At 54.7% G+C, this 7,982-nt stretch carries 7 protein-coding genes, 1 rRNA gene and 1 pseudogene (1 of these 9 cut by a window edge); 5 read left to right on the top strand and 4 right to left on the bottom strand.

Features of this window, described 5'->3' with window-relative positions:
• Nucleotides 1–762 (bottom strand): 16S ribosomal RNA (locus RHM65_RS14790); it reaches 777 nt to the left of the window's first position.
• Between the two features lie 643 nt (nucleotides 763–1,405).
• On the opposite strand from RHM65_RS14790, the gene rhtA reads away from it, so the two are divergent.
• A complete protein-coding gene (gene rhtA, locus RHM65_RS14785; RefSeq protein ID WP_322165223.1) occupies nucleotides 1,406–2,293 on the top strand; it encodes a threonine/homoserine exporter RhtA in 888 nt (295 codons plus the stop codon).
• A 181-nt stretch (nucleotides 2,294–2,474) separates the two neighbouring features.
• Complete coding sequence (locus RHM65_RS14780) at nucleotides 2,475–2,753, top strand: hypothetical protein (protein WP_322165224.1); 279 nt, start codon at nucleotides 2,475–2,477, stop codon at nucleotides 2,751–2,753.
• A 3-nt stretch (nucleotides 2,754–2,756) separates the two neighbouring features.
• Here the strand turns inward: RHM65_RS14780 and RHM65_RS14775 are convergent, their stop codons facing one another.
• Entirely contained in the window at nucleotides 2,757–3,329 is a 573-nt protein-coding gene (locus tag RHM65_RS14775; RefSeq protein ID WP_322165225.1) for a TetR/AcrR family transcriptional regulator, read from the bottom strand.
• Between the two features lie 90 nt (nucleotides 3,330–3,419).
• Between RHM65_RS14775 and RHM65_RS14770 the strand changes: the two genes are divergently transcribed.
• On the top strand, nucleotides 3,420–4,160 hold the full coding sequence (locus RHM65_RS14770) for an SDR family oxidoreductase (RefSeq protein ID WP_322165226.1): 741 nt from the start codon (nucleotides 3,420–3,422) through the stop codon (nucleotides 4,158–4,160).
• Nucleotides 4,161–4,222: 62 nt separating this feature from the next.
• Entirely contained in the window at nucleotides 4,223–4,813 is a 591-nt protein-coding gene (locus tag RHM65_RS14765; RefSeq protein ID WP_322165227.1) for a 2-hydroxychromene-2-carboxylate isomerase, read from the top strand.
• A 1-nt stretch (nucleotide 4,814) separates the two neighbouring features.
• Here the strand turns inward: RHM65_RS14765 and RHM65_RS14760 are convergent.
• Nucleotides 4,815–5,111: pseudogene (locus RHM65_RS14760) on the bottom strand (zinc-binding dehydrogenase); the annotation flags it as partial.
• A gap of 87 nt (nucleotides 5,112–5,198) precedes the next feature.
• Here RHM65_RS14760 and RHM65_RS14755 point away from each other — a divergent pair.
• A complete protein-coding gene (locus RHM65_RS14755) occupies nucleotides 5,199–6,080 on the top strand; it encodes a LysR family transcriptional regulator (RefSeq protein ID WP_322165228.1) in 882 nt (293 codons plus the stop codon).
• A 36-nt stretch (nucleotides 6,081–6,116) separates the two neighbouring features.
• On the opposite strand, the gene RHM65_RS14750 is transcribed toward RHM65_RS14755, so the two are convergent.
• Nucleotides 6,117–7,925, bottom strand: a complete 1,809-nt coding sequence (locus RHM65_RS14750; RefSeq protein WP_322165229.1) for an aminopeptidase P family protein — start codon at nucleotides 7,923–7,925, stop codon at nucleotides 6,117–6,119.
• Between the last annotated feature and the right edge of the window lie 57 nt (nucleotides 7,926–7,982).

Genomic DNA, 7,982 nt, shown 5'->3' with positions numbered 1-7,982 from the left:
TCGCACCTCAGTGTCAGTATCAGTCCAGGTGGTCGCCTTCGCCACTGGTGTTCCTTCCTATATCTACGCATTTCACCGCTACACAGGAAATTCCACCACCCTCTACCATACTCTAGCCCGTCAGTTTTGAATGCAGTTCCCAGGTTGAGCCCGGGGATTTCACATCCAACTTAACGAACCACCTACGCGCGCTTTACGCCCAGTAATTCCGATTAACGCTTGCACCCTCTGTATTACCGCGGCTGCTGGCACAGAGTTAGCCGGTGCTTATTCTGTCGGTAACGTCAAGACAATCACGTATTAAGTAACTGCCCTTCCTCCCAACTTAAAGTGCTTTACAATCCGAAGACCTTCTTCACACACGCGGCATGGCTGGATCAGGCTTTCGCCCATTGTCCAATATTCCCCACTGCTGCCTCCCGTAGGAGTCTGGACCGTGTCTCAGTTCCAGTGTGACTGATCATCCTCTCAGACCAGTTACGGATCGTCGCCTTGGTGAGCCATTACCTCACCAACTAGCTAATCCGACCTAGGCTCATCTGATAGCGCAAGGCCCGAAGGTCCCCTGCTTTCTCCCGTAGGACGTATGCGGTATTAGCGTCCGTTTCCGAACGTTATCCCCCACTACCAGGCAGATTCCTAGGTATTACTCACCCGTCCGCCGCTCGCCACCAGGTACAAGTACCCGTGCTGCCGCTCGACTTGCATGTGTTAGGCCTGCCGCCAGCGTTCAATCTGAGCCATGATCAAACTCTTCAGTTCAAACATCTTTGGGTTTTTAAAAAACCCTAAATTTAGCTCAGCAATCGTTGGTTATTCTTTGATTTCTCGCGGAGTAACTGGTGACTGCTGATAATCAGTTGACTTCAGTCTTACGGCACAAGCACCCACACGAATTGCTTGATTCAATTGTTAAAGAGCGGTGGGTTGATTCTTTCGTCTCAACCGAGGCGCGCATCCTACAGCAGCGCCCGTTACTGTCAAGCGGTTATTTCAAACACGTTTCAAAGTTTCCTTTGCAACTTCAACCACTTGCGCTTCGATCAACTTCGCGTCTCTCGTCAGCGGGAGGCGAATTCTACAGCGTTTCAACTCGCTGTCAACTGCCTTTTTTCACCGCTTCCGATCACCGCGACCGAAGGCTCTTCCTCGCTGACAAATCTGGCTAACTCATTGATTACCAAGGAGTTTCCGTTTCATCTGCTCCGGAAGAGGTGCGAATCATAGGCCCAGGAAAAGTTACGTCAAGGGTTAATCCAAACTTTGCACAAATGAACTGTAAATCATCTTCTATATAGGATGGCAAAACTCATTTGAGCAATATATTGCTCAAGTCGGGTGAATTCCGCATCATATGGCCTGCCTCAGGCACCCTTCTCAAGATGACCGTGGACGATCAACCGCAATGAATGAGCAACCCCGCAACCTCGCCTCGATAGTATTCCCGGTGAGCATGCTCCTAATCGCCATGGCTTCGATTCAAACCGGCGCTTCACTGGCCAAGACCCTCTTCCCCTTGGTGGGCGCACAAGGCACCACCACGTTGAGGCTAACGTTCGCCAGTGTGATGCTGTTATTAATACTGCGGCCGTGGCGCGCGCAGCTTACGGCCAAATCGCTACGAACCGTTGTCGTTTATGGAATCGCCTTGGGCGGTATGAATTTCCTCTTCTATATGTCACTGCGCACCGTACCTCTGGGTATCGCCGTCGCCTTGGAATTCACCGGACCGCTAACCGTCGCGCTGTTCTCATCACGCAAAGCCATCGACTTTGTGTGGATCGCCTTGGCCACCCTCGGCTTGCTCCTACTGGTACCAATGGGCGCAGGCAGTCGGAATATCGACCTCATTGGGATGGGTTATGCGCTAGGCGCTGGGGTTTGCTGGGCTCTGTATATAGTGTTCGGCCAGAAAGCGGGGGCGGACAACGGGATTCAGACAGCGGCGTTAGGCGTTTTGATAGCGGCGATATTCATTGCCCCCATCGGAATCGTTCACGCAGGCTCTGCCTTACTTAATCCGGCACTGATTCCTACCGCACTCGGCGTAGCAATCTTGTCCACGGCACTGCCTTACAGCCTAGAAATGATGGCGCTGACCCGCTTGCCTGCTCGTACGTTCGGTACGTTGGCGAGCATCGAGCCGGCCTTTGGCGCGCTGTCCGGCCTGATTTTCTTGCATGAGAACCTGACACTGACCCAATGGCTGGCAGTTGGCTCGATCATCTTCGCTTCTGTAGGCGCGACACTGACGATGCGCTCTAAATCGCCAATACTCGTGCCGGCAGACTGAGGCTAGTTGGTTGGCTGCAAGAAGATGTTACTAGCATTTGTAATCCGGTTGAGCCATGTTGAGCCTGCGGCGCAGACCCCACGGGGAATCTCACTTGACCAGGACGTCACAGCCGCATCATGTTGACAGGCGAATTCAGCTGGGCACTGGCATTAATCAGTTCGCCAGAGTAAGGACAGTAATGAAATACATTTTGATAATTCTGGCGGCGCTGGCGCTCGTCAGTTGTGCAGCGACAAGTAAACACATCAGACACAGCAAGCGTGGAATACATATCAACTGCTCTGGCCTGACCTCCTCCTGGGACAAGTGCTATGAGATGGCGGCCACCACATGCGGTGTCAATGGTTACAGGGTCATCGCCAAATCCGGTGACGCGATGGAAGATCCGGGAGATTATCCGTTCGGTCTCAATCCAGCAGGCTTTACCAGCCGTAGCATGATTGTATTTTGCAAATAGCGGTCACTCGCCAGCTTCTTGAGCTTCAATTTGCCCCACGAGCAAATCGTAGCTGGCGTCGAGAACTTCTTGTTGAAGAGCTGGGCTCGATAACATTCGAGCCACTACCAACGCCCCAATACATTGCGCCAATACCGCCCATGCGAGGCGCTCACAACCCATCGTAAGCGCCCACGCCTGCTGTAGCCGGGAAAGCCAGTACTCGGCTTTTTCACGCACAGCCACATCCGCTCTGGCGATTTCCGCCCCCAACACCGGAAGGACACAGCCCTTTTGGGGGTTCAAGACGTGAGCCATGTTCAGGTATTGCTTCAGACAGCGTTCCAGTTTCGGCCGGTCCAGCTCACCGTCGGGATTCAACAATCGCAAGCTATTACCCAGCTCTCTTTCAACAATGGCGCTGAACAATTCGTCTTTTGACGAAAAATGACCATAGAACGCCCCACCGCTCAAACCTATCGCACTCATAAAACCATCAATACCAACTGCCGCGAAGCCTTGCTCTTTCGCCAGCTCGCCGCTGCTTTGCAGCAGCTTTTGCCGGGTTTGTTCTTTATGAACGACTGAATAACGCACATGACCTCCGATAGGTGACCGCCTTGACGCAGGCAAAAGCGTAGCATAACGTTCGTTAGGTAAACGATCGTTTATCCAAGAGGAACAACCATGACAGATGATTCGAACAAGAAGAAAGTCATATTGGTAGTCGGCGCAGGTGACGCAACGGGGGGTGCAATCGCCAAACGATTTGCGCGCGAAGGCTACATCACCTGCGTGACGCGGCGCAGCGCGGACAAACTCCAGCCATTGGTAGACGCCATTAATGCCGAAGGCGGCCAAGCCTATGGTTTTGCGTCGGACGCTCGCAAAGAAGAAGACGTCATCGCGTTGGTCGAACAGATCGAAACTGAGATCGGTCCAATTGAGGCATTTGTCTTTAACATTGGCGCCAACGTGCCTTGCAGCATCCTTGAAGAAACGGCGCGCAAGTATTTCAAGATCTGGGAAATGGCTTGTTTCTCGGGTTTTTTGAATGGACGCGAAGTCGCCAAACGCATGGTGAAGCGCCAGCGGGGAACCATTCTCTTCACCGGAGCTACAGCAGGCTTGCGAGGTGCGGCGGGATTCGCTGCATTTGCCGGGGCGAAACACGGCATTCGTGCCTTGGCGCAAAGCATGGCGCGTGAATTGGGACCGCTCAATGTGCATGTGGCCCATGTGGTAGTGGACGGCGCCATCGACACCGATTTCATACGCACTAATTTCCCAGATCGCTACGCACTTAAAGACGAGGATGGCATCCTGAACCCAGAGCACATCGCCGATAACTATTGGTTCTTACACAGCCAGCCACGCGACGCCTGGACCTTTGAACTGGATTTGCGGCCCTGGAGTGAACACTGGTAACGCGCCCACACCAACAACAACAACAACAACAACAACAACAACAACAAACAGGGATATCGACAATGAACAAAACGGTAGATTTCTTCTTCGATGTGGGCAGTCCCACCAGTTACCTGGCCTACACCCAACTTAAAAAAATCTGTGCAGAGACCGGCAGCGATCTAATTTATCGGCCCATGCTGCTGGGCGGCGTGTTCAAGGCAACCAGTAACGCTTCGCCCCTTACCGTTCCCGCCAAGGCTCAGTACATGCTTAAAGACATGGACCGATTCGCCAAGCGCTACGACGTGCCGCTACGCTTCAATCCGCATTTTCCAATCAACACGCTCAACCTGATGCGCGCAGCGGCCGGCATGCAGTTGCACCAGCCTGAACGTTTTCTGGCGTTCATTGACTGCCTATTCACTGCACTGTGGATTGACGGGCTTAACCTCAATGACACGGCGGTGGTTGCCAGTGTTTTAAAAGAAAACGGCTTTGATCCAGACTTGGTCTTTGGCTGGGTCAACGATCCTGAGGTCAAGGAACGGCTCAAAGTCACGACAGACCTGGCACTGCAGCGCGGCGTATTCGGTGCGCCCAGCATGTGTGTCGGTGATGACTTGTTCTTTGGTCAAGACCGGTTGGATTTCGTTCGCGAAGCCTTGAGCTGACCTAAACGTCGATCACCAGGCGACCCCGCGCAGTGCCGCCTTCAATAAGGTCATAGGCGTCCTGTGCGGTGTCCAGCGTGAAACGCCGATCATCCAGCAGAGGTTTTATTTGACCGGCCTCGATTAACCGCGTCGCCTCTCGCAGGATATCGCCATGATGGCGGCGCCCTTTGCCTGTCAACAAAGGTAACAAGGTGAACACGCCTGAGTAGGTTGCAGCCCGAAGCGACAATGGCGCCAAGCTATGCGTGCCCCAACCGAGGCAACTGACAACGTGCCCACCGGAGGCCCTGGCAGCGGTAGGGAAATTCTGCCGCCGTCGATTCATGCCGATAAGACGCTACAACGCTATAGTAAACATTCCAAAACAGCATGAACCAAAAAAATGGACAAGCTCAATGCAATGTCGGTCTTCGTTCGTGTGGTTGAGCGCGGAAGTTTTACGGCGGTCGCCAAAGAGCTGCAGACCACCCAACCCACTATTAGCAAATTCATCCGGGCGCTAGAAATCGGCCTGGGCGGCAAATTGATCGCACGCAGTACACGCCGGTTGTCTCTGACCGATGAAGGCAAGCGTTATTACGATCAGTGCTGTGGGATCCTGGCCGCAGTGGATGCCGCTGAGCACAGCTTTCAAACCGGACGTGAGACGGTGGCTGGTGCGCTAAGAGTCGGGTCGTCTGTGAGTTTTGGGCGCACACAGATTGCGTCACGCCTAGGTGACTTTCTGCGGCGTTATCCTGACGTGCAGATAGATTTGCAACTCAGCGATCAAAACCAGGACTTGGTGGCCGAAGGATTGGACGTCACGTTTCGAATGGGCGACCTCAGCGACAGTGGCCTGATCGCCCGGCAAGTGGGCACCACACACCGGATCACCGTCGCGGCCCCCGATTACCTTGCTCGCAATGGCACGCCCGAAACGCCTGAGGTGTTAAGTCAACACAATTGCCTGCTGTTCAACCTGCTCGCAACGCAAAATCAATGGCGCTACGAAAAAGGTCAACAAACGCATTCGGTTCGAGTTAAAGGAAACGCGCAAAGCAACAGCTCGGAAGCCATCAGGGAAATGGTCTTGGCCGGATTGGGGATTTCGCTGTCGCCGACTTGGCTGTTTCAAGACGACTTGCTCGCGGGCCGAGCGGTGGCAATTTTGCAGGACTACCTCCCTGATCCGTTGCCGATCTACGCCCTGTCGCCGGCAAACCGTCGGCAATCAGCCCGTGTAAGAGCGTTAGTGGATTACATGGCGCAAGTCTTGGCCTGACGCCGCAGGTTCAAACCTGCGACGTCATGACGACCATCAAATCGCGACAGTACGTACGCGTAGCCACTCAAGTCCCGGCCCTTGTAATAAAGGGCTCAGACGCTCATTCACCTGAGCGTGGTAGTCGTTGAGCCAATCGCGCTCCTCCTGAGCCAATAACGATACTTCCAGGCAACGAGTGTCAATCGGGCACAGGGTCAAGGTCTCAAACTTGAGAAATTCGCCAAACTCGGTTTTCCCCGCTTCGCGGTTTAACACCAGGTTCTCGATCCGCACGCCCCAACGTCCTGGACGATAAGTACCTGGCTCGATCGACGTGATCATTCCTGGCTGCATCGCCGTGTGCGGAGCGGCCGGTACCTGGTACGCAATCACCTGCGGACCTTCATGAACGTTGAGGAAATACCCAACGCCATGGCCAGTGCCGTGGCCGTAATCGACACCCTCTGCCCAGATCGGCGCTCGTGCGATGGCGTCCAGCAACGGTGATGCAATCCCCCGGGGGAAATGAGCCCGCGACAACGCGATTACTCCTTTAAGAACACGGGTGCAATCTCGCTTCTGCTCGGCGCTCGGGGTGCCAATGGGCACCATGCGCGTTATGTCAGTCGTGCCGCCCAGGTACTGGCCGCCTGAGTCGATCAACAACAAGCCATCACCTTCTATTTGCGCATGCTCTTGCTCGGTGGCGCGGTAATGCGGCATTGCGCCGTTGCCGTTGAACCCGGCAATAGTGGCAAAGCTCGCCGAAACGTAGCCGGGACGACGCGCTCGCGCCTGACCCAGATGAAGGTCGACCGATAATTCGCTGACAGGTTCATGACCAAGCGCCGACTCCAGCCAAGCAAAAAACTCACAAAGCGCGGCGCCGTCCTGTTCCATCGCCTGGCGAATATGTTGGGCGTCGGTGTGGCTCTTTTGCGACTTGAACAAAGTGGTTGGGTTGAGCCCTTCGATCAGTGTGACCTCGGCGCTGAGGTGATCAAGCAGGCCGCAGGTGACACGCGCCGGATCGATCAACAATCGAGCCTCAAGCGGAACCTCACGCAGGGCCGAAGCGACCTTGGTGTACTCGACCAATGTAACGCCCTCGCCTTCCAGCGTCTGGCGAAGATCAGCATCCATTTTGGCGGAATCAACAAACAGGTTGATGCGCTGCGGGCCGATCAACGCGAAGGAAACGAACACTGGATTGTAGGAAACATCTGCACCCCGCAGATTGAACAGCCAAGCGATGTCATCCAGCGTTGCAATAAAATGCCAATCTGCACCGCGCTCTTGCAGCACCTGACGGACTTTCGTCAGCTTTTCAGCTCGGCTTACGCTGGCCTGAGGCGGCAGGTGTTGATAAATAGCATTGGTCGGTAAGCCGGGCCGATCGAGCCACACTTCACTGAGCAAATCGAAGTCCGTGCGTAAGCTGGCGCCGCGCTCGTACAACTTGGCGGCCAACGTACGGGACGACGCCACGGCTAATACCGCGCCGTCCACTGCAACAGTGCTTTGATCGTTGGCGTTTTCCGCCAACCAATCCAACGCTGTCGGCTGGCCCGGCAGCAATTTCATCAACTCAATGCCGCTGCCTGCCAGCTCTTTACCGGCCTGTTCCCAGTAACGACTGTCGACCCACAAACCGGCGAAATCCGGGGTCACGATCAAGGTACCCACCGAACCGTGAAAACCTGAAAGCCATTGCCGCCCCTGCCAATAGCCCGGCAGGTATTCAGAAAGATGCGGGTCTGCGGACGGCACCAGATAAGCGTCAATACGCTCCCGACTCATCAACGCGCGAACCTGCGCCAAACGTTCTGTGACCACTCCATTGGTTGTTAACTGCGTACTCATTGCTTCTCCCGCTAGACCGGTTAGTGGCGTGTCCCGGTCCAGATAATGGAGCAGCAC

The organism is Pseudomonas sp. CCI4.2 (assembly GCF_034350045.1).
Taxonomy (GTDB): domain Bacteria; phylum Pseudomonadota; class Gammaproteobacteria; order Pseudomonadales; family Pseudomonadaceae; genus Aquipseudomonas.
Note: the sequence above shows the minus strand (reverse complement) of the source record. Positions and strands in the feature narration are given on the sequence as shown.

Coding starts and splice junctions, on each gene's coding strand:
- rhtA (WP_322165223.1), top strand. CDS start 1,406: ATGAATGAGCAACCCCGCAACCTCGCCTCGATAGTATTCCCGGTGAGC.
- RHM65_RS14770 (WP_322165226.1), top strand. CDS start 3,420: ATGACAGATGATTCGAACAAGAAGAAAGTCATATTGGTAGTCGGCGCA.
- RHM65_RS14765 (WP_322165227.1), top strand. CDS start 4,223: ATGAACAAAACGGTAGATTTCTTCTTCGATGTGGGCAGTCCCACCAGT.
- RHM65_RS14755 (WP_322165228.1), top strand. CDS start 5,199: ATGGACAAGCTCAATGCAATGTCGGTCTTCGTTCGTGTGGTTGAGCGC.
- RHM65_RS14780 (WP_322165224.1), top strand. CDS start 2,475: ATGAAATACATTTTGATAATTCTGGCGGCGCTGGCGCTCGTCAGTTGT.
- RHM65_RS14750 (WP_322165229.1), bottom strand. CDS start 7,925: ATGAGTACGCAGTTAACAACCAATGGAGTGGTCACAGAACGTTTGGCG.